We start from the raw sequence: 24,887 nt of genomic DNA on the forward strand, positions 1-24,887 counted from the left end.
TAGCAAGGCAAAGGCATGGCAAAAAGTGACAAAATAAATTTCTCGACCCCAAGTGGTTTTCCAGAATTTCTTCCTGGCGAAAAGCGTTTGGAACTTTATTTACTAGATACCATCCGGAGAGTTTTTGAAAACTACGGATTTACACCAATAGAAACTCCTGCTGTGGAACGCTTGGAAGTTTTGCAAGCAAAGGGCAATCAAGGCGACAACATTATCTATGGTCTTAACCCTATTTTGCCACCAAATCGTCAGGCAGAAAAAGATAAAGCGGGTGAAACAGGTTCGGAAGCAAGAGCTTTAAAATTTGATCAAACAGTTCCTTTGGCAGCGTATATTGCTCGTCACCTAAATGAGTTGAGCTTTCCTTTTGCTCGCTATCAAATGGATATGGTGTTTCGTGGAGAAAGAGCAAAAGATGGTCGATTTCGTCAGTTTCGTCAGTGTGATATTGATGTTGTCGGTCGTCGTGAACTGAGTTTGCTCTATGATGCTCAGATGCCTGCGATTATAACCGAAATTTTTGACGCAGTTAATATCGGTGATTTTCTGATTCGCATCAACAATCGTAAAATTCTCACTGGTTTCTTTAAATCAGTAGGAGTTGAGGAAGAAAAAATTAAATCCTGTATTGGGATTATTGACACTTTGGATAAAGTCGGTGAGAACAAGGTAAAAAACGAGTTAGAAAAAGAGGGAGTGTTAGCAGATACTACTCAAAAAATCATCTACTTTATTCATATAGATGGCACTGTAGATGAAGTTCTAGATAAACTCAAATACTTAACAACGTCAACACCAGAAGCTGAGGAATTTGCTCTTGGAGTCACAGAGTTAGAAACAGTTATTTCTGGTGTTCGCAATCTTGGAGTTCCAGAAAATCGTTTCTGTATTGACTTATCCATTGCTCGCGGTCTGAATTATTATACGGGTACAGTGTACGAAACAACCCTAATAGGACATGAAGCTTTGGGTAGCATTTGTTCTGGTGGTCGATATGAAGAATTAGTAGGGATGTTTTTGGATGAAAAAATGCCAGGTGTTGGCATTTCTATTGGCTTAACTCGCTTAATTAGTCGGTTGATTAAAGCTGGTATTCTCAATACCTTCGCAGCTACTCCAGCGCAAGTTATGGTAGTCAATATGCAAAATGATTTGATGCCTGTTTATTTGAATGTGTCGCAAAAACTGCGTCAGGCTAAAATTAATGTTGTTACGAATTTTGAACAGCGACCTTTGGGCAAGCAATTTCAATTGGCTGAAAAACAAGGAATTCCATTTTGTGTGATAATTGGTTCTGAAGAAGCAGCAGCACAAAAGGTGTCTCTCAAAGATTTGAGAACACGTGAGCAGGTGGAAGTCGCGTTGGAAGATTTGGCGGAGGAAATTAAACGCAGACTGGCGTAATTCCTCGTCTCCTCGTTCCCAGGTGGAACCTGGGAATGCCTTCAGGGAGGCTGTGCCTCCTAAAATATACTAGAGGCAGAGCCTCTAGCAAGGCGTTACCAGGTTTCACCTGGTAACGAGATGAAAACTTAAATTTATCAGGGGGATATGAACAAACCAATCAAGCGAGCTTTTTTAGACACCGAAGATGGGCAGATTCTCTACCGCATTGGTGGCGAGGGAAGTCCTCTGCTTTTACTACATCAGCAGCCAATGAGTAGTAACGAATATCGAGACTTAATGCCTATTTTGGCAAAAAATCGATGCGTCATTGCTATGGACTTGCTGGGTTATGGTGATTCAGATAAACCCCCCAAAATGTACTCGATAGAGGACTACGCTAAAACCGTCATTTTGCTTTTAGACAAATTAGGCATAAAAACTACAACCATCTTGGGACACCTAACAGGTGCTTTTGTAGCAGGAGAAGTCGCAGCAGAATATCCTGAACGAGTCGAAAAACTTGTCTTATCTGATCCCATTGTCTTAGGTGAAGAAGGAAAAGCAGCCCTATTACAGCAATTTTCAGAAGGTTTTCAAATAAAAACTGACGGATCCCACCTGATGGAAAGATGGGCAGCCCGTGCAAAGTTTGTAGAATCTAATGAATTAAATCACAGGTTAGTTTTAGATGATTTAAAAGGCTTTGGCTATCCTTTCTATGCCGTTTGGGCTGTAGCAAACTACTGTTTAAAGACGCAAGAAAGATTTACACAAATAAAATGTCCCTCCCTAATTCTATGGGGAACTGAAGGTATAAAACAGTTGGAACAGCTGGGTTTAGCAAATGCAGACAATCACCATTTGATTTTAACAGCAATTCCTCATGCAAAAGTGATTGAGATTGAAGGCGGAACTACATACATGATGCTCCAGAGATTTGAAGAAATATCGAAGGTAGTCATCGAATTTTTAGAAGAGAAAAGTTTTTAAAAAATATACTAGAGGCAGCAGCCCAGTAACGAGATGAAATCAACAATGTAACGATATTAGTGGCAATTAGGAAGAAAATACATGGAAAATAAATACGATTGTGCACATGAAGAAGAGGCTGATGACTTTTTGCATATAGCCTCTGTACCGGAAGATTGGGGTGGAGACGGTAGAGGGCGTATGAATCTATCGGGAAGGCGCACAGCAATCTCTAAAGAGTACGTACCTCGCCAGTACCAGTTCTTTGACACGAATACTGTGCCAGAAGAAGACGGGTGGCGAATTAGTGGAATGCCAGAGAACGTAGTATCCGGAAGACGTAAGTTACTCACGTGGCATGACTGTGGTGCATGTACTTCAAAAGTGTTGCTACCGCCCCAGTTTGAGGCACCGTCTGGTATATTCACAGCCGATCTGGAGATTTTTGTGCTTAAGGGTGTAATCCAATTGGGCGAGTGGCAACTCAGCAAGCATGGTTACTCCTTTATCCCCGCAGGAGTCAACGTTGGATCTTGGAAAGTGCTAGGTGGTGAGGAAGCAGAAATCCTCTGGATGGAGAACGGTCCTATTCCATTGAAGTATAAAAATGCACAAAAAAATCATCTAGATGCTAGGGTAGGTGACTTCATTCCAGGATTGGATAGTAAATTGCTACCGTGGGGCAAGACAGATACAGTTCAATTTGAAGTGTCAAAAAAGAAGTACCTAAGGAAAGATGGTAACGGGGGTGGAACATGGCTCCTTACTGTCTTGCCACATTATGACGGCAAGTATCAAATGATTCAATCTTATAATGAAGAAGCATATGGTTTAGTTGGATACTGTGATATAGGAGATTACCGATTCGGGAAGAATCACTTTGGCTATAGTCCTAGCTTTAGCACTCTTCCTAGGCACAAGACTGAGGATGGTGCTTTATTCTTCGTAAGAGTTGATAGGGATTTATCAAAACTTGGAACAGTCTTGTCATATGCATCTCCTGGTGCATAGAAATTGTAAGCAGCTTAAAACAGGTATTTGGTTGTTTGAAAAACGATGGCTGATAAGACATGACTCACGTATAAGAAATGATTTCAAAAACCTATAAAAAACTGGTTGCAAAACAGTTTGCCCAAGATTTCAAATCAGCTATTGAAGTCGTAGAACTCCCCATTCCCGAACCTGCACCTGATGAAATTCTCATTCGCAACAAATTCGCTGGAATCAACGCCGGATTTGACACCTTAATTTGCCGAGGTGATGTCAGCTACATTAACTTAACTCCTCCCTTTGATTTAGGAGTGGAAGCACTGGGAGAAGTCGTCGCAGTCGGAAATCATGTCAAAGATTTCCAAGTTGGTGATGCTGTAGTCACTACTGTGCGTGGTGGAGGGTATCGCGAGTATCAGGCGATAAATGCCAACTTAGCTGTTAAGGTGCGCGAAGCAACGCCAGAGGTGCTAACCTTGATGCCCACTGGTGTATCAGCAATGGTAGCTTTAGAACAAGTGGGGGAAATGAAAAGCCAAGAAGTTGTCTTGGTGACAGCTGCGGCGGGTGGAACCGGACACATTGCGGTACAATTGGCGAAGTTAGCGGGTAACCATGTGATTGGTACTTGTGGAACTGATGCAAAGGTAGAGTTACTGGAGGAGTTGGGGTGCGATCACATCATCAACTACCGCACACAAAACCTCAATCAAGTCCTCAAGCAAGAATATCCCAATGGCGTTAACCTAGTTTTTGAATGTGTGGGTAAACAAGTCTTTGATACTTGTGTGGATAATTTAGCAGTTCGCGGACGTTTAGTCGTGGTTGGTTTCGTTTCCGAATATGGCAAGAATTTAGAACAAGTGACACAAGCGCGAATTTATCACAAGTTGTTTTGGAAAGCAGCTTCGGTGCGGGGGTTTCTTATGCCTCTGTATAAAGAGTATATGACAGAGGGACGCGATCGCCTCTTCAATCTCTTCTACACAAACAAGTTAAAAGTTGCTGTTGACTCAACTCCATTTCACGGCATAGAATCCATTACTGCTGCTGTCGAATACCTCCTTAGTGGTCAAAATTGTGGCAAAGTCGTCGTCAGGTTTTAAAAAACAATCATATATTTAGAAGTACACAGGAAGTCACAATGACACAACAGTCAGAAAATACTTTAAAAGTTGCTCATCAAGCATTTGAACACTTCCAACACGGTTTAGCAACAGGCCAGTGGAATCACTTCTTGGATATGCTCACAGAAGACTTTAGCTTCTGGTTTCCTATTGGGAAATATCACGGTTTACATCAGGGAAAAGAAAAAGCTAGAGAATTTTTCCAATATATTGCTGAATCATTAAGAGGTGAACTCATTTTAGAGCACGTTACAAGTAACGAGATAACAGTCGTGTTTGAGTTCCGCGATGAGGGAACGTTGTTTGGAGAACTTTACAAAAATCGGGTAGCAGTTTCCTTTGATGTGCGGGGAGACAAAATTTGCGGTTATAGAGAATATTTTGGCAGTGATGGTAAATCGAATTGAAGTAGGACTGCGTTAATTTTTATCAGCATTTTTCTGATTCAATTCTCTGCACTTAGCCTCTGCTGCTTGATAAGCCTCTAAGTAATCCTTAGCACCCAACATCACATTCCCGTAATACTCGTAAGGTGGATCACCATAAATTGGCAATGGATCATCTTCTGGATAATCTTCTTTAGATTCTTCTATGATTGCTTTTAGTTCCTTCACGGTGAAACGTTGTGCTGTAAAGTAGCAAAGTTGTTGAGCATTCTTGTTAAGGTACGCTAATGTTGGATCGACAATACAATCTTCCAATTCCATCCAACCGTGTTCGATGGGTTTGTATGGCTTGCCAGCAAAAACTAAAAAACCTTGTACGTAAATTGCTCCCTCAGTCGCTAATGCTGCTCTGTAAGCATTATCAAACGGAGTTTTAGCTTTGCTTTTTACACGTTGGGCAATCTCAAGAGAAAGCGCTTCATTCAGTGGTTTGTTCATTGAGAGCGAGCATTAAGCCATGACTCTAACATAGTATCACTTGTAAATCCCTTGACCAAATGAATCATAGCGATTTTCAATTTGCAATACACTAAAGACCTTACATTATGTATATTTGCTCTGATGTTAAGCGTCTACACGAGTAAGTTCATAAATAAAACCGAATTCCTATATTGGATTTATAAATATTAACCGCCCTTGGCGACACGCGAGTGCGTTCTTTGAGTGCGACGAGTGCGTGTCCGCAGGACATAAACGCCTCCGCAGGCTAGGACGCCAAGAAACACATATATATATAAAAGTTTCACGGAGCGCGTAGCGTGCCCTAGGCATACGCCAGTGGTGCCCGTAGGGCAAATCAATTAGGATTGCTATAGCGAACTGCTTTGTTATCATTGTGATCAATTAGCTAATATTAGCACTAGCATATATTTGATTGAACAGTTAGAAACTTTACATAATTTTTATTATTGGTAAAATGAGATGAGCTTCAGTCACAATAACAATAAAGATTTTCAAGAATTAGAGAAAATTTTACAGAACTTACTCAATGATAATTTACAGAGCTATTTAGATAATCTCTTGAAAAATAATCTAGAAAAATCTATCAAAGAATCTTTAAATGAATATGTATCTGAACAAATAAAAATACAACGTGCTTCTTACACAAATACTAACGCAATTCTAGATAATACTGCTGCGATTAAAGAATTAAATGAAAAACTTGAATACACATTGGCAGAACTGAACGATTTTAAGAACTCTGTGGAAAACATGCTTGTGGAGCAGCGTCAGAAGAATGGGGAACTGCAACGAAAGATTAACTATTGGGAACAGTCAGCCATAGAGTTTTTTCGGTTATTAGAGAGGGCAGTTGATTACGAAACAGATGAACACAAACTGTTAATCAATAGAATATTAGATGGTTATAATGGAATTTTTATGAATTTAGGAATGGAGCGTATCATTCCACAAGAAAAAGAATCTCTTTCTGAAAAATTTCATGAAGCAATTGATGAGGAAGAATCAGATATAATACCAGGCAATATCGTTAGATGTATCAGTTGGGGTTACAAAATTGGTGACAAAGTTCTTGAGAAAGCAAAGGTTGTTGTAGCAAAATAACTAGCACCATAACAGGAAAAAATCAAAATATGCTCTAGGCATACGCTTTGGATGAGCGCCTGTTACTTTTTTGCAGGAGGTACAAAGAAAAGTGCATAGCTTGTTAATCAAACATCCTGCCTGTTGACTGTATGCACTTGTTTTAGCATGACAGCTTATAAATTTTACAGTGAGAAAGGAATTAGTTAGGCAATGACAAAAAATTATGCTATCGGAATTGATTTAGGAACATCGACATCTGAAATTTGCGTCTACCGAAATAATGAGTCATTTCCGATTCCTGATCCTGTGACAAAAATGGCGATTATTCCCTCAATTGTTGCTATTAATAAAAAAGGTGAAATCTTAGTGGGAGAAAATGCCAGGAGTTGGGTTGATGTCTCAAATCGAGGGTCTCGTGAAATCAAGCGGAAAATGGGAACTGGAGAAACAATAAAACTGCTAGAGAAAGAGTATCGACCTGAAGAAATTTCTGCTTTAATTCTTCGTCAACTTAAGGAAAATGCGGAAGTTGCACTAGGAATAGAAATTCGAGAAGTCGTCCTTTCTGTTCCAGCCAACTTTCCAGATGCGGCTCGACAAGCTACACTCAATGCAGGTGAATTGGCAGGATTAAAAATTATTCGCCTGATAAATGAACCAACAGCAGCAGCTTTAGCTTTTGGAATCAAAAATATTGATGTTGAAGAACAGCTTGTTGTCTTTGACTTTGGCGGTGGTACATTAGATATCACTGTACTGGAAATGGTTGCAGGTGTTCTTGATGTAAAGTGTAGTTTCGGAAATCCTCAATTGGGGGGTAAAGATTTCGATGAAGCAATGATAAGATTACTTCATCGAAAATTTAAGACAGAAAATCCTGAGGCAGAAATTTCTCAAAAAGCTCATGGTGCACTGAAAGAAGCTGCAGAAAAAGCTAAAAAAGTTCTTTCTACACAACAATCGTATGATGTACGAATCCCGTATTTTGCAGCAAGTCATGGTGAATTTATTGACTTAGAGGTGGAAGTGACGCAGCAAGAATTTGAGCAGGCGATCGCACCTCTACTGCAAAAGGCGCAAGACTGCATCCATCAAGCACTAAATGCCAAAAATCTGCACCCCAGTACAATCAATCGAGTGTTACTTGTAGGTGGAACAACTTACATTCCTGCTGTTCGCCAATTAGTCGTCGAGATGTTTGGTAAACAAGGCAAAGCACTTGATGTTGGTGCAGACTTAGCTGTGGGTGTTGGTGCATCTATTCATGCTGCTCTTGCGAAAGGTTTATTCTGTGAGGATTCCGGTGTTATTCTCACCGATGTAGCTCCTTTTGGATTGGGTATTGAAGTGGTGAGTTACGTTGGCGGACAGTATATGCTTACCTATGAACCTTTGATCCAACCCAATACAACGATTCCTTATTCTACTCTGAAAACTTACACTCTTTTGAAACCAGATCAAAAGCGGTTAAAAATTCGTCTCTATCAAGACAACACAGGGAGAGCAAAGCTACCAAATGAAGCTATTGACACAGGAATAGAAGCAGAGATCACAGATATTCCTCCAGCTGTTGATGGTATTCCCTATGCAGTGCAAGTGGAATTTTCTTATGACATTAATGGGATAGCTAAATTGAAAGCGACTATTCCTAATATTAATAAAAGTGTAGAGCTATCTTACGGTTCTTCAGCCAAGCGCATGGCTAACAAAGATATAGCTGATGCTGCTTCTCGTCTCAAAGAACTGTGGAAGCAAAATGCCAAAGCAAGACAATACGAAGGACTTATTAATAAAGCAGAAAGGTATATGGCTGGAATACCTCCTCAAGAAAGATCGCCGTTATCTGATATTGTTATGGAACTCAAAAAAGCTCTCATGAATGACAATATTCAAGAAATTCAAAAAGCAGGCGATCGCCTTGTGGACTTATTGTTTGATTTAGAAAATCACATGGAATAATCATAGATGGTATATGAACTCTATCATATCCTGGAAATTTCCTCTCAGGCATCTGCTGATGAAATAAAACGAGCTTATTTTCAGTTAGTTCGTAAGTATTCTCCAGAAAAAGATCCAGAACGGTTTCAACAAATTCGGATAGCGTATAACACGCTCTTCGACTCAAAATCACGAGAAAATTATGACGCCATGCAGAAGTATGGCGAACAAGTTAAAGAGCTGATTTCGCAAGCTCAAAATAAAATGCAGGTAGAAGAGTGGTCAAACGCCATTCCTTTACTTAAGCAAGTTCTTGTATTAGCACCAAGAATTGACATAGCTCGTCATCTACTGGGACTTTGTTACATTCACACTGAAAATTGGGATTTTGCTGTGAAAATCTACACAGCACTAACGAAAACTAATCCAGACGTGACACTTTATTGGAGTAACTTGGGTTCTGCTTACAAACTGCAAGCTGAATGTTCCGATAATGAAGATTTTAGTAAAATTCCAATTTATCATAATGCTCGTGACTGCTTTGAGCAAGCAGTCAAATTAGAACCATTTAATTCTGCACCCTATTTAGATATAGCGGAAACTTATCTTGACCAAAAAAATTACTCTGAAGCACTTACTTGGGCAGAACGTGCTATTGGTGCTGATGGGAAAGCTGATTCTAATGACTTTGAAGCACTTTTCTTTATCTGCCGCATTCACTTTTACAGTGGTGAAGTACAAAAAATAGAAATCTTAGGCAGGAGAATTATATCCTTACTACCGAAAAAGTCAGACATTCGACAATACGCTGCTAGTAGATTTGCTAACATGGGAATTGAAATCGCAAACATTGCTGCAAAATCTAGTAACTTTGATATGTGGAGAGCAGCTTTTCAATTCCTCAAAACAGCTACCGATCTAGAACCAGATAATTTAGATATTCAAGAAATTTGTACAAAAGTTGAGGAAAGCGTTGCAGCTATTGACCAATATGAAAATCTCAATCGTGATTATCTCATCAATCAAGGATTCCAAAGACTAGCTGCATTTTGTTTAGCTGATTATTTTAATTTTTATGATTCACAGCAAGAAAGAAAAAGTTTTTTGAATGACATACTCACAGAAATTTTAGTTTCTCCCGCGAGCACAATTTTTGCGTCACTTGAGAGAATTAAATTTTACTATCCTGCTGTGTATAAGCTGAATGTAGAACTTTTTCATCGAATCGAGCAAGTGGCTTGTGTACCTTAACACCCTTTAGTATAGTAGTGATCCGCAAATTTGTGATAACTATTGTCACAACAATCAGGTGCTAAATCTGCTGCAAAGCAAGGGGCTTGGGAAGCCAAGAGCTTGTGTTGTTAATCAATTTGAACATTTCTGAACTTTTTTCATATGGGCAACAGAATCTTGTTATTTTATGCTAACATTACTAACGAGGAATTATATTCGGTTGTGTAGTTTGTGTTTATCTATTTACAAGCGTCTCTCCGAATCTAACTTTCTACAACATTTGATTCTGGAGATGTTTCATGTCGATTTACGTGGGTAATTTATCTTACCAAGTTGAGCAAGATGACCTCAGACGGGTTTTTGAAGAATATGGGACGGTGAAAAGTGTTCAATTGCCAGTAGACCGGGAAACAGGTCGTGTGCGAGGATTTGCTTTTATAGAAATGGCAGAAGAGGCACATGAAACTGCAGCAATAGAAGCTCTAGATGGCGCTGAGTGGATGGGTCGTAACCTCAAGGTTAATAAGGCTAAGCCCAAAGAGAACAGAGGCTCATCTGGTGGTGGTGGCGGTGGTGGTAGATACGGCGGTGGCGGTGGCGGTGGAGATAGAGATAGAGGAGGATACTCTTCTCGCGGACGCGGCGGCTACTAATTAAGCTTTGCGATAAAGAATTTAACTCTAAAGTCTCAAGGGCAGACAAAGAGTCTGCCCTTTTTTGCGCTTCAGCTTAACTTACGTTCCTCAAATTTATCCGACCATTTATTCATTTAATCAATTTAAGGAGGAGATAATAATGACCCAAGTGATTCTTGGCGAAAATGAAGGAATTGAGTCAGCCCTCCGCAGATTTAAGCGAGAAGTTTCCAAGGCAGGAATTTTTCCGGACGTGAAGAAACACCGTCACTTTGAAACACCCCTTCAAAAACGTAAACGCAAAGCAGTTGCCAAGCAAAAGCAGCGTCAGAATCGTTTCCGCTATTGAGGGGAACTGTTTAAAAAGAAAACTTACCTGCAATTTTAAAAGCTGCCCAGTAGTAAGGGTGATTATAGAGCTTGGTTTCGGCTGACATTTCACGACTTCTATGTAATTCTGTTGTTAAACTTGCCCTAATTTTTTGCCCTTCTTGAGGTAGTTGGTTGAGTAATTCTTCATACCATTGTTTCAGTTCACCAGCAGTCAGTTCCTTAAGCCACGCGGTTGTTTCCGCCAATGCTTTGGCTGCTGATTTATTTTGTTGAAGCCGCAGATAAAACTCTATCATAACCAAAGTAGTAGCAGCTGATTCCACAGTCCACACAGTGCTCAAGACATGATTAACTCTTTGACTAAGAAAAGCAGTGACTATTCCAACATATTCAGTCGTGATATTCTGGTTGCTAGTCATGGTTGTTTCACAAGTTAAAAGAGTCATAAGGTTATAACTTGCAATTGGCTTTTTGCAGATTTCCTCTAGAGTTAATTTCTCTTCACCTGCTAATAGAAATTCTGATTTGTGCGGCTGATTTAAATTGTCAGTTACATAGCCTGTAAAGTGAAAAATATTGTAATTTTCAGATAGAGCATTTTCTATCTGTTGTTTTGTAGCTTGTAAGCCTTGAATGCGTCTGCAAGAAGTAAACATCTGGCTAATAGCTTCAGATTCAAGTTCAGCAAATTGTGGTGTCGGATAATTTATGCTTTCTTGGGGTTCCACAATGAGTAATGATTGGTTTTGAACCTGCAAGAGTTGTTGGGATTTGAAAGAAAACCCGATTTGGATGCTAGGTAGATAAGTACATGTATAATTGTTTTGCTTTGAGGATTCTTCTTCCCAAACAGAGGAAAGATTGAAAAGGGCGTGAAGAGGAAATCTGTGTAAGTCGCGGTGGGGAATTAAAATCAGATTGGTGATGTCCTCAAGCTCATTCACAATTGTAGAAATGTTGAGGATTTGTTTCAAATTCAATAACCATCTATCCATTTCTGCTTGCCATGGATGGACACTTTTGTCTGATGCGTCGTTAGTTTGAAGTTGTTGATATGAGCTGTATTGTTGATTCCAATCTTTTAGCCAATCTTCAAATTCAACCAAGCGTTGTACCATCTCGGGTAAAGGCACTTCATCAATCACCCTATCAAGTACGGGTTTAAAAATGAGAATAGGTTCTGGAGACTTGTATTTAATTATGAATGTGTGTAAGGCGCAAGGGCTAATATGCCAGTAAATAATTGCAGTTGTAGGATTAAGAAGCTGCTGAATTGACTGATAGCTAAGTGGTTTGATTTCATCTGTCCAACCATACAGAAGCCAAGTTAAACAAGCATTTTTACCACGTTCGGCTATTTCTATAGCTTGCGCTATCTCACCAGACTGCACAGCTATATCAACTGCTAACTGTTCAAAACCTGCAAACTTGAGTGCTAACTGTTTTTTCTCTTGATCAGATTGAGTCGTTTCGCTGAGTAAGAATTGTACGAAATCTGTTCCATATAGATGAAAATCTTGCGCTTGGGAAGTTTGCCCCAAAGCTACAAGTGTTTTTATCAGGTTTTGCAAAACCTCCAGGTGTAGTAAAGCAAAGGGTTCTGGTGTGAGAGTATGAAGCGCCTGATTGTAGGCAGTGACGGCTTGTTGCCAATAATAGGAGGGTGTAGAATGTCTCTTACCTTGATCGTAATAGGCATTGCCAAGCGCGAGATGCAATCTGCCCCAACCTTCTGGCTGTGTATTTTGATCAACATATTTCAGCCCTTGTTCATAGCTTGCTAATTTCTCTTCAAGCCCTTGTTCATACACCTGTGCTGGACTCAAGTGTGAATTATTCCTAGAAACGACACTTTCTGCTGCATTCCCTCGGGCGATCCAGGCTTCCCAATACTCAGGTTTGATTTGTAAAGCGCTATCATATGAGGCGATCGCTTCTTCAAATCTCTGCAAAGAAAATAGCAGCATAGCTCGGTTGTACCAAGCTAATTCAAACTGAGGATAAAATTCTATCGCTTTATCATAACAAGCAATTGCCTCTTCACGCTGTCCGAGATTGTCCAACGCCACAGCACAGTTGAACCAGCCTAAATAGTAGTCGGGTTTGATTTCTAAAGCTTTTTCCCAGGATGAAATGGCATCATCCCAGCGTCCCAAACTGAACTGTACCACACCTTTATCAATCCAGACTTCATGAGAGTTTGGATTGATTTGAGCTGCTTGTTCGTAAGATGCGATCGCATCTTCATGTTTTCCTACTTTTTCCAACGCACCAGCCAAAGCGTACCAAGCTTCCGAGAAGTCGCTTTGAATTTCTGTTGCTTGTTCTAAGCTGGCAATTGCATCTTCAAATTCTCCTAAATCAGAAAGTTCCACACCTCGTTTGTACCAAGCTAAGTAAAAGTCATTTTCTATTTCTAAAGCTTTCTCATATGAGGCAATCGCATCATTATTTCGTCCATCCTGCGCCAATGCCAGACCTCGATAATACCAATTATCTTGGTCTTGTGGTTGCAGTATGGTTGCTTTATCGTAACTGGCAACGGCTTCCGATGGACGCCCTAATCTCTGCAATGCTATACCTCTGCCAGACCAAGCTTCTGGGTAATTAAACTTAATTTCTATAGCTTTATCAAAGCACAAAATTGCATCTTCAAAGCATTCTAGTTCACCTAATGCCCCGCCTCGGTAATACCAACATTTATAAAAGTCTGGTTTAAGTGCAATTGCTTCGTCGTAAGATCCGATCGCATCATTAAATTCTCCTAAATAAAATAGTGTTAGCCCTCGGTTAAACCAATATTCCTGCGAGTTGGGATTAATTTCTATAGCTTTGTTGTAAGATACAATTGCTCCTGATAAATCACCTGTTTTAGCTTGGTTAAGACCTTCGTAAAACCAAGCTTCTGCTTGTTCTAAAGTCGTTTTTTGTTGATTTTTTGGTAAAGTTGTATTTATTGATGCTTCGCTTTGAGAGCCTAACCCAGAAGCCAGTTCCTCAACTAAACTTGTACTCTGCTCTAACCTAACTAGCAATTCATCCAGCCTGACAGCAATTGGTGACTGAAGATCGGAAAAATCTTGGGTTGTAGGACTTTGTGAACCTGCTTGCACGCTTTGTTCTACCCCGTAGTAGTAGGATTCTTCCTCCTTTTGCTCATCTGATGAAGTCCAGGCAGATTCTGGTATTAGCAAATCAACACCTGGTTGATCAAATTGCCATATAAATTGTTCTTGATTGTTGATATACTCTTCTTGTGGAGGATTGAAAAAGGGTGCAGGCATCGCTGCAGAAATATTGTCTGAATCCTCTATGCTTTTGTTTTGTGTCAACCCCTGTTCTAATTGGGTTCGCACTGTTGTATCAGTTATGGTTTGCGTATCTTGTGTTTGATCACTTTCCCAATACGAATTGTCTAAGTTTCGCGTCAACAATCGTATGCCAATGTCGTAAGATAAATCTCCAACCTTCCCAACACCCAACTCGCCTAGTTGCACCATTTGTTCTGCTAATTGGTTATTTGGTGCTGGCGATTTTAACAATCTTTCCCCAAAATCTAGTAGCCAATCTATCCAGCGATCATTGGAGATACGCTTTTCCATTCTTTGTAGATATTTAATCGCCCACTGTTGCCCTCTTCCTTGATGCACACCTTCCAGCAGTTGGGTAAATAGAAATTCTAAATCCGCATTTGTCAATGCGGGTGGAGGTGTCATCTTTTGTTCTTCTGCGCGATATACAGAACGAGTCTGCTTTTTCTTGAAAAAGAACTTCAAATACTTCTTAATCCACTTAAGTAGCCACTTGAGCATTTCGGCAATTATTGGAGATTAGATTGGTCATCATCAGATTTTAGCGAGCACAGTGTTAAAAAGTTATGTTGACTTAAAAACCTATAACAATTGAATGAGCGATCGCACAGTCAGTTGAAAATATAACATACCATACTAACACTCACATAAGGAAAATTGTTTACTACTTAAGTATTTTTACTTAAGTCAAAAACTCGTACACAAAATTTTACCCAGATGTCTAAAATCTGGTATTTTCATCTACAAAATACTTTGATCGTCAAGGATTGAATTACGATTCAGCTTGATTTGTAGTAGATTCATTCGCCGCTTGGAATTGATCAAGCAAAGCTTGGATAATTATTTGTGGATCGTCTGTCTCCATTCCTAATTGCTCGCAAATTTGCTTGCGTAAATTCTCGTCTTGCTGTATCAGCACAAATAACTGATCTAAAGTAACACTTTGGTATTCTCCTTCTGGAAGATTTTCTTCTTCCATATCATCGTGTTGCTGATTTTGAGTTTGTGTCGTTACAGGAGTTTGCTTGAGTGCATCTGGCCCAGTATACTCCCAGATTGGCTCGGCAGCTGTGCGCGTTAACAACTGCATCCCAATATCATAGGCGACGTTTCCCACTTCTCCAATTTCCAACTCACCTAGTTGTACCATTCGCGAAGCTAATTCGTTATTGGGTGTGGGTGATGCTAACAATCTTGCACCAAAACGTTCCAACCACTGCACCCAACGTTCTTCTGGGACGCGATGTTCAATATTATTTAGCCATTTCTGCGCCCATGCTTGTCCTCGTGCTTGATACACACCTTCTAATAGTTCTGTAAACAGAAATTCCAAATCTGTATCGCTTAAAGGTGGAGGCGGTTCTTTATGAACGTTTTCCCGTGTTTTAGCTGGACTCTGATTTGAGCCAAACAAACGTTGCAAAAACTTTTTGAACCATTGAATTAACCGCTTGAGCATCTCCCGCACCCGTAAGTGTTGGTGGTCATCATAGATTGTAGCGGTGTCTAAGGACAACCTGCTAGACGTTTGTCAACTACACTCTGAAGTTTTACGAATATCGAGTAGAATATACAGACACAAAATTTTTCGCTCACTTTAGTCAAGAAAATTAGCATCAAGTCGGATGATATCCCCAAGCTAGACTTTCTTGGCTGTATGGTATATTTGTACTATAAAAAAGAATCATCAATACCTGAAGTTACGTCATAAATTTAAAATGATCTAACCCAAAGTCATGGGTGCTAGTTATTAACCATCAAAGGCATTGACATCCTCATCTATGTCTTACGAACCCCTGCACCACAAGTATCGCCCAAAGAGTTTTGCTGAACTGGTGGGACAAGAGGCGATCGCTACCACCCTAACAAACGCTATCCGCGCCGCCAAAATAGCCCCTGCCTACCTGTTCACCGGTCCCAGGGGTACAGGGAAAACTTCCAGTGCTCGCATTTTGGCAAAATCGCTTAATTGTCTCAAAAGTGACAAACCCACGCCTCAACCCTGTGGTGTGTGTGATGTTTGTCAGGGAATTACTAAGGGCTATTCTTTAGATGTTATTGAAATAGACGCTGCCAGCAACACTGGTGTTGATAATATTCGCGAAATAATAGAAAGAGCGCAATTTGCTCCCGTACAGTGTCGGTACAAAGTTTATGTTATCGATGAGTGCCTGACTGGAGACTCTTTGGTCTTGACTGATAGGGGACTTGTTAGAATTGATGATCCCAATATTAAAGGTAAAAGGGTTCTCAGTTATAATGATTCATCCCTCAAGTGGGAATTCAAGAAAGTTCTGAGATGGCTAGATCAGGGTGAACGTCAAACTCTGGTTATTAGAACAACTAACCGAGAAATCAAATGTACGGGCAATCATTTAATTAAAACAGACCAGGGATGGATACCAGCAAAAGACGTAAAAGAAGGAATGAGGATACTATCCCCTGTGAATGTGGATGCGGTACTCTCATCTACAAATTTGGCACAGATGGACGCATTCGGAGATTTGTTCCTGGGCACCAATTTAAAGGTAATACCTACGGGCAAAAAACATACGATCTGGAATCCATCCTTAAAGAAGCTGAATTACTCCGTCCCTTATGTGCCTGTGGTTGCACAGAAAAACTTGATATCCCTGCCTTTTTACAACAAAAAGGTAGAGGACTTGGCAGCATGCAGTCTCACTGGAAAAGACATCCATACAAGAAAGGGCACGGAATTTGGGAACTTAGAACAGAACATTTCCTTGCCAATGCCGAAGTTCTCCAACCAGAAACACTGGGACTTATTTACGGAACGCTACTGGGAGATTGCTCCGTCACTTACCCAAATAAATTCAGTAGATTCCCTAGATTGGCTTTCGGACATGGACAGCAGCAGCAAAAATGGTTGGAATACAAAGCCCAACGCCTTGCAGTACTCCGACCAAAACTTTTCTCAGCACCTAACAGAGGCTACGGTTCTGGAAATATCGCGGTCTATTGCAACACATCCTGCCATCCTCAACTCAGGGAAGTTTTTGATATCGTCAAACCCAGTGGGGATAAAAAACGGGTTTCGATGGAGTGGCTCAATCAAGTTACTCCAGAAGGACTTGCTTGGTGGTACATGGACGACGGCTCACTCAGTTTTACCACTTCAGGAAGTCCAAGGATTAGATTACACACAGAGGGATTTTCTCCCGAAGAAAATCAAATCCTTGGCGATTGGCTTGCAGCAATGGGGTATTCAACAACAAAAGTTTACAGCAGAAGTAACGGAGACAAGACATACTGCTACATTAACGTGGGTGCAAGCAGTAAAAAATGGATCTCAGACCTTCAAAGATATTCAATTCCCACAATGGATTACAAGTTTAGAAACTGTTGAATCTGTTCATCTGGGTGAAATTGAGCGAGTCTATGATATCGAAGTTGAGGATAATCATAACTTTGTTGCTAACGGGTTACTTGTCCATAACTGTCACATGCTCAGTACCCAAGCATTCAATGCGCTACTAAAGACACTCGAAGAACCACCGAAACAGGTTGTCTTTGTACTAGCAACAACTGACGCGCAACGAGTCTTACCTACGATAATTTCTCGGTGTCAACGCTTCGACTTTCGCAGAATAGATTTAGAAGCGATGACGAAACACTTGAGTCACATTGCTTACAAAGAAAATATTGATATTACTATCGAAGCGATAACCTTAATAGCTCAAATTGCTCAAGGCGGATTGCGAGATGCAGAAAGTCTGCTCGATCAGTTAAGTTTATTGTCGTGTGAAATCATACCTGAGCGAGTTTGGGATTTGGTTGGTTCAGTTAGCGAACGCGATTTACTTTTCTTGCTGAATGCGATCGCCTCTAACAACCCAGAAGCTGTTTTAGATTGCGCTCGTCAAATCTTAGATCGCGGTCGAGAACCTTTGATTATTCTCCAAAATCTCGCTGCATTTTACCGAGATTTACTCATCGCCAAAACTGCCTCTAATCGCAACGATTTAGTTGCTTGTACTCCCCAAACTTGGGAAGCACTGATTGATTTTGCCCAACACTTTGACATCAGCACAATCTTGGTGGGACAGCAACACTTGCGAACCGCTGAAGTGCAACTAAAAAACACCACACAACCGCGTTTGTGGTTAGAGGTGACGTTGCTGGGATTGTTACCCTCAGCTCATATCTCAGTTCCGCAAAACGGTAGAGGCGCAGTTTCCGTACCAACGATTTCGCTGCCTACAGTTTCACCATCTTTAGGAAAAAGTGAACAAAACTCAATTACAAGCCGTGAACCACCTTCAGTATCAGCACCAGAAAACAATTCAAAAACTGTAGAACCAGTTAAAATTGACCAAACCCATACCTTACCAAAAACTCCTGCTACCCCCTCATCACCACAACGAACCCCGATTTCTCCTAATCCTCCAAAACCACAGCCTGAAATAGAAGTACCTATTTCAGTATCCCAAACACAGGAAGTTAGTCAGAGCACAGAAATAGACTTAACTCAGGTTTGGCAAGAAGTGCTGAGTAATCTCGAACCAATCTCAACACGAGAGCTATTTCGTCAAATGTGCTATCTTGTAGAATTTGATGGTACTGTAGCTCGTGTTGCTATTCCAAAAGCATGGTATAAAAAAGTACAATTAGATCTTCCCATAATCGCAGCAGCATTTAAGAAAACTTTTAAATGCGAAGTCAAGATAAACCTAGAAATAGCAACGACATCAACTTCTGCCCGACCTCAAACTTCTCGTCAAAAAAAGCCCACGACTCGTCCGAGTTATGAACCTCCATCCGCGCCTTCTCCAGAAGTTCCCAAATCAACCAAACCACCGATAACAAAATCCCCAAATCCAGCAAATACTCCTGCGGTGGAAAGTTCACACACAACTCATCGCAGTGATCCACCGTCCCCAACTCAACCATCCGCGTCCACACCCGATTGGGAAGTTGATGAAGTCACAGCCGCCGCACAAAATCTGGCACAGTTCTTTTATGGAGAAGTCATCCCATTGACACATGACACAGAACGCTCAACTTCAACAACCCCAAGTGAGTGTGAAGATCAACCAGAAGCTGATGATGAGTTTTAAATCAGTGAACAGTCAACACTGAACAAATTGGAGAAGAAGTCACAACTTAGAAGTCAAAATAAAACATTTGGGACAGGATTTTGACCTCTTCCAAATTAAAACCCTCCCACACGGAGAGGGTTTTAAACATTTATACTCAAGAGTCAGTTATTCACGAAGCCAGTTTTTTCGTAATATTCATTTCTTCGGAACGCCAGACACCTAAGTCGGGTTTGCCAGAGCCGGAACGAGGAGCCAGTACTGTTCAAAGCAGCGTGGCATTTTGTGCCATAGTCCTTGTTTCCCGACAGAGGTATCTGGCATTGGAAACCCTACCAAAAGCACGCTGGACTCACCTCCTGCATGGCTAGCGCTCCTCCTGAGTTCTTTTTGATAACTACTGACAACTGCTAACTGCTAACTGGTCAGTACGTTCATTCTTCATCTTTGCCTTGATGTACTGTTTTTACCCATTTCAACCGCTTGGGACGTACTGACATCCGGGCGGTTGTGCTACTTATGACTACTATCCAATGGAGCATGTAAAATGTGCCACGCAATGCCTGTAAGAGCAGCAGAAAATAAGTAGATATTTGGAATTTATTGTCTTGACGTATACGTCTTAGACCAGCAAACATACCTGCCATTGACATCGTTACTGTCAAGCCTGTCACTGGACTAAAAATGGGCGGACGATGTCGTGCGATCGCCATCAATAAATCTGGCACAGCTGCTGTGGGTAAAATGTACTGAATCAGCATAAACACGAATAGATCCCAGGTTTTACGCGTACCCATGCGATTTCTGAGAATCAAATCCCAGTAATCCAGATACCGCTGATATCCACCTTCTGCCCAACGGTTACGTTGATGCCAAAGGGCGATCGCATTAGTCACACCTTCCTCTTCTACCGTTGGGTTGAATACACACTTCACTTCCCATTTTTCTAGATGTAAGCGCAGTGTCAGATCCAAATCATCGGTAATTGTTTCTTCATTCCAGCCACCGCAACCCAAAAGTGCTTTTCGCCGGACAAATTGACCGTTACCCCGTAGTTCGCCAATACCACCATTCGTAGTCCGTTGGTGTTGTAGGAATGTATCAAATGCCATTTCTGACGCTTGACCTTTTGTCCAGAAATTTTCTTTGGCATTGGCGATCGCCTTTCGTACCTGCACGGCACCTACGTTCTCTCGTTGAAACAACGGTATGACACGCTGTAACAAATCTGGTGAAATTTGGGCATCGGCATCAAATACCGCCAAAATTTCTCCTTTTGTCAGCGCTAACACCTGATTCAACGCTCCTGATTTTCCTCCTCCTGCTTCTGGCTTTCGTCGCAGTACTTTGAGTTGGTCGTATTCTTGGGTTAGTTCTGATAGTAACTGCGGCGTCCTATCGCTGCTGTTATCATCAATGATCCAGACTTCGTATTCCCCTTCTGGGTAATCTAGATTACAAAGATTTTTGACTAATCTGCCTATAACTGCTTCTTCATTTTTTGCTGCCACCAACACAGACACAGATGGCAAATCTCCCTGCATTTCTTCTGGGTGGGGTTTTGATCGGGCGAACACTACCACAAAGGCATGAAATCCTATGATAGTGGTCAGTCCCAATACAAACAAACTCCCCCAAGAAACTAAATGCAGAGCGATAGTACCACTCCAGACTATCGTCAAAACTAGAGCGGCTTTGCGTCTACGACCTTGAAACCGGGATGGAGGAAACACGCTTACGGATGTCTCCTCTTCCAACTCCTCTGAACCAGATAGATCAGATAATAGGGAATTGAGCGGATCAAGCTCGTTGTAAGAATCGTTTTCGGGCCAGGAATTCGCTGGCATAGGTTACTTGATTTAACCACCAATATTTATCTACACCCATAAAGAAGCTGGGTATTAGGTAACACCAAACTGTGCATCCTTCACATACCTTGAGCTTACCTTGAGACTGGCGGTATTTTTCAACTTCCTCAGACTCGCGATACAGTTCGTAAAGTCGCCCATTAATGGGAACTCCACTTTGAGCGAAGTGGTAGCAAGGTAGCAGCAATTCGTCGTTAGGAGAAATAGCAATGACAGCATCTACCGCTTTACAGCGGGGATTTTTTGTATCATTGCCCCCAGCCTCAATAAAAGCTAGTGCAGCCTTATTGTAACCGACATTGTTATATTTCTTCGCAGTGACTTCTATTGCCGTTACCATTTCTGGTGTCGGATTTTTGTTCGAGTTGTAGTGTTCGTATGCTGTGAAGGCTGGATTTAGCCAAACCCGAACACCAAGTTTTTTGCCTAATTCTCCAATTTCTTCTATCCGCTGGTAATTCTGAGCGGTGACAGTGTGGTTGAGTACAGGGTATTCTCCAAAAGACTTGGCGATCGCCACCGACTCAACCAAGTTGTCAAAAATTTTGACTCCCCGAGATTGATCGTGAGTCTCAGCATCTGAACCATCTAAGGAAAAATTTAAATAGTCTATTAATCCCCGAATTTCCTTAGCTTTCTTCGGATACAGAATGGTGTTTGTTGTCATACTGGTGGCAAAACCCAGACGTTTCGCCTCTGTATAAATTTCTCCCACATCATTCCGCAGGAGTGGTTCACCACCTGTAAAGTCCACATATTTGACTCCCAAGCGGCGTAAATCGTTCAAATTGTGCTTGATTGTTTCAAAATCTGCTTCTTTTCCAGGTTCGAGTGACCAAATATTACAAAAATGACATCTAGCATTACAACGGTAGGTTAAGTAGTAGTTTGCAACCAGTGGAGCCATAGGGTAAAAGCACTTAAGTGTTATTTAGGACATCTTTAAACAAAAAGTCAAAACTGAAAAGTCAAAAGACAAAAATTATTCTCGTCACCTCAATGGATACTAAACAAACATTTTTTAGGAATACTATTGACACAAATCATTAAACTACGCAAAGAGTCAACTTACTTAAGGAGTATTTATAAAATGTCATTTGAACAATTGCACCCCGCTACTCAACAACAAGCAAGCGTCTACTTGCCCTACATTCAGGGTAACAAGCGTAACTTCTTAGCTCATGCGATTAGTCTTTATCAAAAGGGTGTTTTGGAGGGATACCGCAAGATAGAAGGCAGTGATAACATTCCCTTTGTCGCCACTTGGAATGTTGCGACTCTGCCCTCAGACTTAACTCGTTGCCGAATGCAGTTTGATGGCAACGCCGAGTTGAGTTATGAAGTCATGATGGCAAGCTTTGAGTTTATTAATTTTTTAATTGAATTCATAGAAAATTACGAACGCTATCACGTCACTGATTTTTCTCAAGTATTTTACCGCAAACTTCTGCGTATTGAGTGAAGTATTATACGCTATTTTGACCAGGTCATTCTATCATTGTCGGTTTTGGCTATGCTACCGTAAAAAAAAGCTGTTGTTAGAAGCATCAACATTTCCTTAAGTTGAGCAATCATTCCTATGGTTGAGTAGGAGTTCCCTTGAGCGGTACCGGCAAAGCTCGTATACCTTGCTTTTTTGTGCCTCCTATAGAAAAATTGTGCGAATCCCAAAGCAGCGTGTCCGTAAGTTTTGTGGATAGGCTATCTACAGCTAAAATCAAACTGACTGCTAAATGTTGAAAGTTACCTAAACTTTTGTAAAGTAGGAGTGCATGCGTGCCAAAATCCGCTAAGTATTTATTAATTGGATCTACGGAGGCTTACTGTGGTAAATCTGCAACAGTCCTAGGTTTGTCTTATCAACTACAACAAAACGGGCTGGACATTGCCTATGGCAAACCGCTAGGTACTTGTTTAAGTGAATCTGCAGGAACGATGGTTGAGGAGGATGTTCAATTTATTGCTAACAATCTCAACTTACCAAAAAACCGCGTTGCACCCACGATGCTGGCTTTAAATGAAGTCGCCGTGCAAAAACGTTTGCAAGGGTTAGACAAAACCAACTACCAAAACTTGCTAGCACAGCAATATTCGGAAATACAAGTCGGCGACTTGGTTTTGCTAGAAGGTCCAGGTAACTTAGAAGAAGGCAGTTTGTTTGATTTGTCTTTGCTGCAAGTAGCAGAAGTGGTGGATGCTGCGGTACTTTTGGTAGCCCGCTACAAATCGCTGCTTTTAGTTGAAGCGCTGTTGTGTGCTAAACAGCGTCTGGGCGATCGCTTAGTTGGTGTTGTGATCAACGATATTCCTGCAGAACAATTACAAGCCGTCAACACCACTATTCGTCCGTTTTTAGAACAGCAGGATATCCCTGTGCTGGGGATGTTACCGAAAAGTGTTTTGTTATGCAGTGTTAGCGTGCGCGAACTGGTAAACCAGTTAAAGGCTGAAGTTCTTTGTTGTGGCGATCGCCTGGATTTGATGGTGGAAAGTTTGGCAATTGGGGCGATGAATGTGAATGCAGCAGTAAAGTATTTTGCTATGCGCCGGAATATGGCAGTAGTTACAGGGGGCGATCGCGTAGAAATTCAGCAAGCGGCTTTGGAAACTTCCACCCAATGCCTAATCCTCACCGGACAATTACCTCCTCCCTCCTTCATCCTCAATCGAGCAGAAGAACTTGAAATCCCAATCTTATCAGTTGATTTAGACACCTTAACAACTGTGGAAATTATTGACCGCACTTTTGGTACAGTTCGTGTCCATGAACCCCTAAAAGTCGAGTGCATTCGCCATCTCATGGCTCAACATTTTGATCTTGATCGCTTGCTTGCTTTGCTGAATTTAAATCCAGCTGCGGCGATATCTTGAAAATTTTTAACACTAAGTTCGATTCAGTCATGAAGATCGAGAGTAGGGGTATCGTACTGGGATGCGGTACCCTTACTTTTTTTTCTGGGATGTAGTGGTACTCCCTTTGGTGATGCTGGTTCTGGAATTTGCCGCTTTTGCTGATTATCTGATGGCTGAAGCACTTTGGTGAAGTGTCCCTCAGACACCATTCGGCGGTAAGCTTCTGAGGCTTCAGGTAAAGTTGTATCTTCTTGCTGCCAGTGAACAACTGCGGCTTCATCACACCAACGGGGCAGATATCGCATAGCTTGGCGATGTGCCCCAGAGTTACGGTACTGTCGCATTGCTGACTCATCCTTCCAAAGCGTCACAGTCCAAGCGCCTGCCTGCTTGTCACCTATAAGTTGACCGCCCAAAAACCCAGGAATGTTAACGATTTGCCATGATGAAAGCGCAGTGTGCCATAAAAAGCCTGGAAAATAACGAGGTGACACCAGATGCAAGCGTGTGACTGAAACTAATACCATTTGACGTTTTTCCTTTGTGTTGAGAGTTTTGAGGAGCTTTGTATGCAACTTGTAAATATGCAACTAATTGCATATAAATAAAATATATTCAAAAAGTTGCATATGTCAAGGAGAATTCCTATGGCTTTAGCTCACGCAATATTGGCATCTCTGGTGGATCATTCCTGTAGTGGGTATGATTTAGCCAAGCAATTTGATGGTTCAGTCGGCTTTTTCTGGTCAGCAAGTCACCAGCAAATTTATCGGGAGTTATCTAAACTCGAAGCTCAAGGCTGGATTGCCTCCGAGACAATACCGCAAGAAGGACGCCCAGATAAAAAGCTTTACCAAGTTACACAAGAGGGTAAACAGCAGCTTAAGAAGTGGATTGCACAGCCATGTGAACCCACACCAATAAAAGACGATTTACTGGTGAAAATTTTTAGCGGTTATGTTGCTCAAAAGCAGACAATTTTGGAAGAGTTAGAGCGTCATCGTCACAGCCACCAAGAAAAATTGTCTACATACAAAGTTTTAGAGCAACAATACTTCAAAAATCCTCAACAACTGCCAGAACAAGCAAAATTTCAGTACCTGACTCTACTCAATGGCATAAGTTATGAAACATATTGGCTTGCTTGGTGTGAACAAGCAATTGGGCTATTAAGTTAAGCAAATAGAAAAATAGCA

General features: G+C 41.2%; 21 protein-coding genes. 15 read left to right on the plus strand and 6 right to left on the minus strand.

Annotated elements, in window-relative coordinates:
- The first annotated feature begins 15 nt into the window (after positions 1-15).
- From hisS to AC5590_RS20970, 5 genes are all read left to right on the plus strand, one after another.
- The gene (gene hisS / locus AC5590_RS20950; RefSeq protein ID WP_169265360.1) at positions 16-1,404 is read left to right on the plus strand and encodes a histidine--tRNA ligase; all 1,389 of its coding nucleotides are present in this window, start codon (positions 16-18) and stop codon (positions 1,402-1,404) included.
- A 147-nt stretch (positions 1,405-1,551) separates the two neighbouring features.
- On the plus strand, positions 1,552-2,376 hold the full coding sequence (locus AC5590_RS20955) for an alpha/beta fold hydrolase (protein ID WP_169265361.1): 825 nt from the start codon (positions 1,552-1,554) through the stop codon (positions 2,374-2,376).
- Positions 2,377-2,457: 81 nt separating this feature from the next.
- Positions 2,458-3,366 carry a DUF4437 domain-containing protein gene (locus AC5590_RS20960; protein WP_169265362.1) on the plus strand — a complete coding sequence of 303 codons (909 nt, stop codon included), beginning with the start codon at positions 2,458-2,460 and terminating at the stop codon, positions 3,364-3,366.
- A 77-nt stretch (positions 3,367-3,443) separates the two neighbouring features.
- Positions 3,444-4,451: a zinc-binding dehydrogenase gene (locus tag AC5590_RS20965; protein WP_169265363.1), complete on the plus strand. Its 1,008-nt coding sequence runs from the start codon at positions 3,444-3,446 to the stop codon at positions 4,449-4,451.
- A 38-nt stretch (positions 4,452-4,489) separates the two neighbouring features.
- Positions 4,490-4,879: a nuclear transport factor 2 family protein gene (locus AC5590_RS20970; RefSeq protein ID WP_169265364.1), complete on the plus strand. Its 390-nt coding sequence runs from the start codon at positions 4,490-4,492 to the stop codon at positions 4,877-4,879.
- A gap of 12 nt (positions 4,880-4,891) precedes the next feature.
- On the opposite strand, the gene AC5590_RS20975 is transcribed toward AC5590_RS20970, so the two are convergent.
- Positions 4,892-5,356: a hypothetical protein gene (locus AC5590_RS20975; RefSeq protein WP_169265365.1), complete on the minus strand. Its 465-nt coding sequence runs from the start codon at positions 5,354-5,356 to the stop codon at positions 4,892-4,894.
- A gap of 483 nt (positions 5,357-5,839) precedes the next feature.
- Here AC5590_RS20975 and AC5590_RS20980 point away from each other — a divergent pair, with 483 nt between their 5' ends.
- The 5 genes from AC5590_RS20980 (at position 5,840) to rpsU (ending at position 10,618) form a co-directional block, all read left to right on the plus strand.
- Entirely contained in the window at positions 5,840-6,481 is a 642-nt protein-coding gene (locus tag AC5590_RS20980) for a nucleotide exchange factor GrpE (RefSeq protein ID WP_169265366.1), read from the plus strand.
- A 192-nt stretch (positions 6,482-6,673) separates the two neighbouring features.
- Positions 6,674-8,422: an Hsp70 family protein gene (locus AC5590_RS20985; RefSeq protein ID WP_169265367.1), complete on the plus strand. Its 1,749-nt coding sequence runs from the start codon at positions 6,674-6,676 to the stop codon at positions 8,420-8,422.
- 6 nt (positions 8,423-8,428) lie between these two features.
- Positions 8,429-9,652: a J domain-containing protein gene (locus AC5590_RS20990; RefSeq protein WP_169265368.1), complete on the plus strand. Its 1,224-nt coding sequence runs from the start codon at positions 8,429-8,431 to the stop codon at positions 9,650-9,652.
- A gap of 281 nt (positions 9,653-9,933) precedes the next feature.
- Positions 9,934-10,287: an RNA-binding regulator gene (gene rbp / locus AC5590_RS20995; protein WP_169265369.1), complete on the plus strand. Its 354-nt coding sequence runs from the start codon at positions 9,934-9,936 to the stop codon at positions 10,285-10,287.
- Positions 10,288-10,429: 142 nt separating this feature from the next.
- The gene (gene rpsU / locus AC5590_RS21000) at positions 10,430-10,618 is read left to right on the plus strand and encodes a 30S ribosomal protein S21 (RefSeq protein ID WP_048867264.1); all 189 of its coding nucleotides are present in this window, start codon (positions 10,430-10,432) and stop codon (positions 10,616-10,618) included.
- Between the two features lie 10 nt (positions 10,619-10,628).
- On the opposite strand, the gene AC5590_RS21005 is transcribed toward rpsU, so the two are convergent.
- A complete protein-coding gene (locus AC5590_RS21005) occupies positions 10,629-14,318 on the minus strand; it encodes a tetratricopeptide repeat protein (protein WP_498823789.1) in 3,690 nt (1,229 codons plus the stop codon).
- Positions 14,319-14,685: 367 nt separating this feature from the next.
- Positions 14,686-15,372, minus strand: coding sequence for a hypothetical protein (locus tag AC5590_RS21010; RefSeq protein ID WP_169265390.1), 687 nt, complete (start codon positions 15,370-15,372; stop codon positions 14,686-14,688).
- 322 nt (positions 15,373-15,694) lie between these two features.
- Between AC5590_RS21010 and dnaX the strand changes: the two genes are divergently transcribed.
- Complete coding sequence (dnaX, locus tag AC5590_RS21015; RefSeq protein ID WP_169265371.1) at positions 15,695-18,991, plus strand: DNA polymerase III subunit gamma/tau; 3,297 nt, start codon at positions 15,695-15,697, stop codon at positions 18,989-18,991.
- 80 nt (positions 18,992-19,071) lie between these two features.
- Positions 19,072-19,341, plus strand: coding sequence for a hypothetical protein (locus tag AC5590_RS21020; protein ID WP_172195323.1), 270 nt, complete (start codon positions 19,072-19,074; stop codon positions 19,339-19,341).
- 63 nt (positions 19,342-19,404) lie between these two features.
- Here the strand turns inward: AC5590_RS21020 and AC5590_RS21025 are convergent, their stop codons facing one another.
- Both AC5590_RS21025 and AC5590_RS21030 read right to left on the minus strand, forming a co-directional pair.
- Complete coding sequence (locus AC5590_RS21025) at positions 19,405-20,817, minus strand: glycosyltransferase family 2 protein (RefSeq protein ID WP_169265372.1); 1,413 nt, start codon at positions 20,815-20,817, stop codon at positions 19,405-19,407.
- Positions 20,771-21,745, minus strand: a complete 975-nt coding sequence (locus AC5590_RS21030) for a radical SAM protein (protein ID WP_169265373.1) — start codon at positions 21,743-21,745, stop codon at positions 20,771-20,773. Before AC5590_RS21030 ends, AC5590_RS21025 begins: the two co-directional genes overlap by 47 nt.
- Positions 21,746-21,928: 183 nt before the next feature.
- Between AC5590_RS21030 and ebsA the strand changes: the two genes are divergently transcribed.
- Positions 21,929-22,300 (plus strand): type IV pilus biogenesis protein EbsA, encoded by a 372-nt coding sequence (gene ebsA / locus AC5590_RS21035; RefSeq protein ID WP_169265374.1) that lies wholly within the window; start codon positions 21,929-21,931, stop codon positions 22,298-22,300.
- A 314-nt stretch (positions 22,301-22,614) separates the two neighbouring features.
- Positions 22,615-23,709: a DRTGG domain-containing protein gene (locus AC5590_RS21040; RefSeq protein WP_169265375.1), complete on the plus strand. Its 1,095-nt coding sequence runs from the start codon at positions 22,615-22,617 to the stop codon at positions 23,707-23,709.
- Positions 23,710-23,732: 23 nt separating this feature from the next.
- Here the strand turns inward: AC5590_RS21040 and AC5590_RS21045 are convergent, their stop codons facing one another.
- A complete protein-coding gene (locus tag AC5590_RS21045; RefSeq protein ID WP_169265376.1) occupies positions 23,733-24,218 on the minus strand; it encodes a DUF3291 domain-containing protein in 486 nt (161 codons plus the stop codon).
- A 120-nt stretch (positions 24,219-24,338) separates the two neighbouring features.
- Between AC5590_RS21045 and AC5590_RS21050 the strand changes: the two genes are divergently transcribed.
- Complete coding sequence (locus AC5590_RS21050) at positions 24,339-24,869, plus strand: PadR family transcriptional regulator (protein ID WP_169265377.1); 531 nt, start codon at positions 24,339-24,341, stop codon at positions 24,867-24,869.
- The last annotated feature ends 18 nt before the right edge of the window (positions 24,870-24,887 follow it).

The sequence above is a fragment of the Brasilonema octagenarum UFV-OR1 genome, assembly GCF_963888615.1.
GTDB lineage: Bacteria > Cyanobacteriota > Cyanobacteriia > Cyanobacteriales > Nostocaceae > Brasilonema > Brasilonema sennae.

Bases quoted from the DNA above. Each gene is read 5' to 3' on its own strand.
- hisS (WP_169265360.1), top strand. From the start codon at position 16: ATGGCAAAAAGTGACAAAATAAATTTCTCGACCCCAAGTGGTTTTCCA.
- AC5590_RS20955 (WP_169265361.1), top strand. From the start codon at position 1,552: ATGAACAAACCAATCAAGCGAGCTTTTTTAGACACCGAAGATGGGCAG.
- AC5590_RS20960 (WP_169265362.1), top strand. From the start codon at position 2,458: ATGGAAAATAAATACGATTGTGCACATGAAGAAGAGGCTGATGACTTT.
- AC5590_RS20965 (WP_169265363.1), top strand. From the start codon at position 3,444: ATGATTTCAAAAACCTATAAAAAACTGGTTGCAAAACAGTTTGCCCAA.
- AC5590_RS20970 (WP_169265364.1), top strand. From the start codon at position 4,490: ATGACACAACAGTCAGAAAATACTTTAAAAGTTGCTCATCAAGCATTT.
- AC5590_RS20975 (WP_169265365.1), bottom strand. From the start codon at position 5,356: ATGAACAAACCACTGAATGAAGCGCTTTCTCTTGAGATTGCCCAACGT.
- AC5590_RS20980 (WP_169265366.1), top strand. From the start codon at position 5,840: ATGAGCTTCAGTCACAATAACAATAAAGATTTTCAAGAATTAGAGAAA.
- AC5590_RS20985 (WP_169265367.1), top strand. From the start codon at position 6,674: ATGACAAAAAATTATGCTATCGGAATTGATTTAGGAACATCGACATCT.
- AC5590_RS20990 (WP_169265368.1), top strand. From the start codon at position 8,429: ATGGTATATGAACTCTATCATATCCTGGAAATTTCCTCTCAGGCATCT.
- rbp (WP_169265369.1), top strand. From the start codon at position 9,934: ATGTCGATTTACGTGGGTAATTTATCTTACCAAGTTGAGCAAGATGAC.
- rpsU (WP_048867264.1), top strand. From the start codon at position 10,430: ATGACCCAAGTGATTCTTGGCGAAAATGAAGGAATTGAGTCAGCCCTC.
- AC5590_RS21005 (WP_498823789.1), bottom strand. From the start codon at position 14,318: ATGACACCTCCACCCGCATTGACAAATGCGGATTTAGAATTTCTATTT.
- AC5590_RS21010 (WP_169265390.1), bottom strand. From the start codon at position 15,372: ATGCTCAAGCGGTTAATTCAATGGTTCAAAAAGTTTTTGCAACGTTTG.
- dnaX (WP_169265371.1), top strand. From the start codon at position 15,695: ATGTCTTACGAACCCCTGCACCACAAGTATCGCCCAAAGAGTTTTGCT.
- AC5590_RS21025 (WP_169265372.1), bottom strand. From the start codon at position 20,817: ATGCCAGCGAATTCCTGGCCCGAAAACGATTCTTACAACGAGCTTGAT.
- AC5590_RS21030 (WP_169265373.1), bottom strand. From the start codon at position 21,745: ATGGCTCCACTGGTTGCAAACTACTACTTAACCTACCGTTGTAATGCT.
- ebsA (WP_169265374.1), top strand. From the start codon at position 21,929: ATGTCATTTGAACAATTGCACCCCGCTACTCAACAACAAGCAAGCGTC.
- AC5590_RS21045 (WP_169265376.1), bottom strand. From the start codon at position 24,218: ATGGTATTAGTTTCAGTCACACGCTTGCATCTGGTGTCACCTCGTTAT.
- AC5590_RS21050 (WP_169265377.1), top strand. From the start codon at position 24,339: ATGGCTTTAGCTCACGCAATATTGGCATCTCTGGTGGATCATTCCTGT.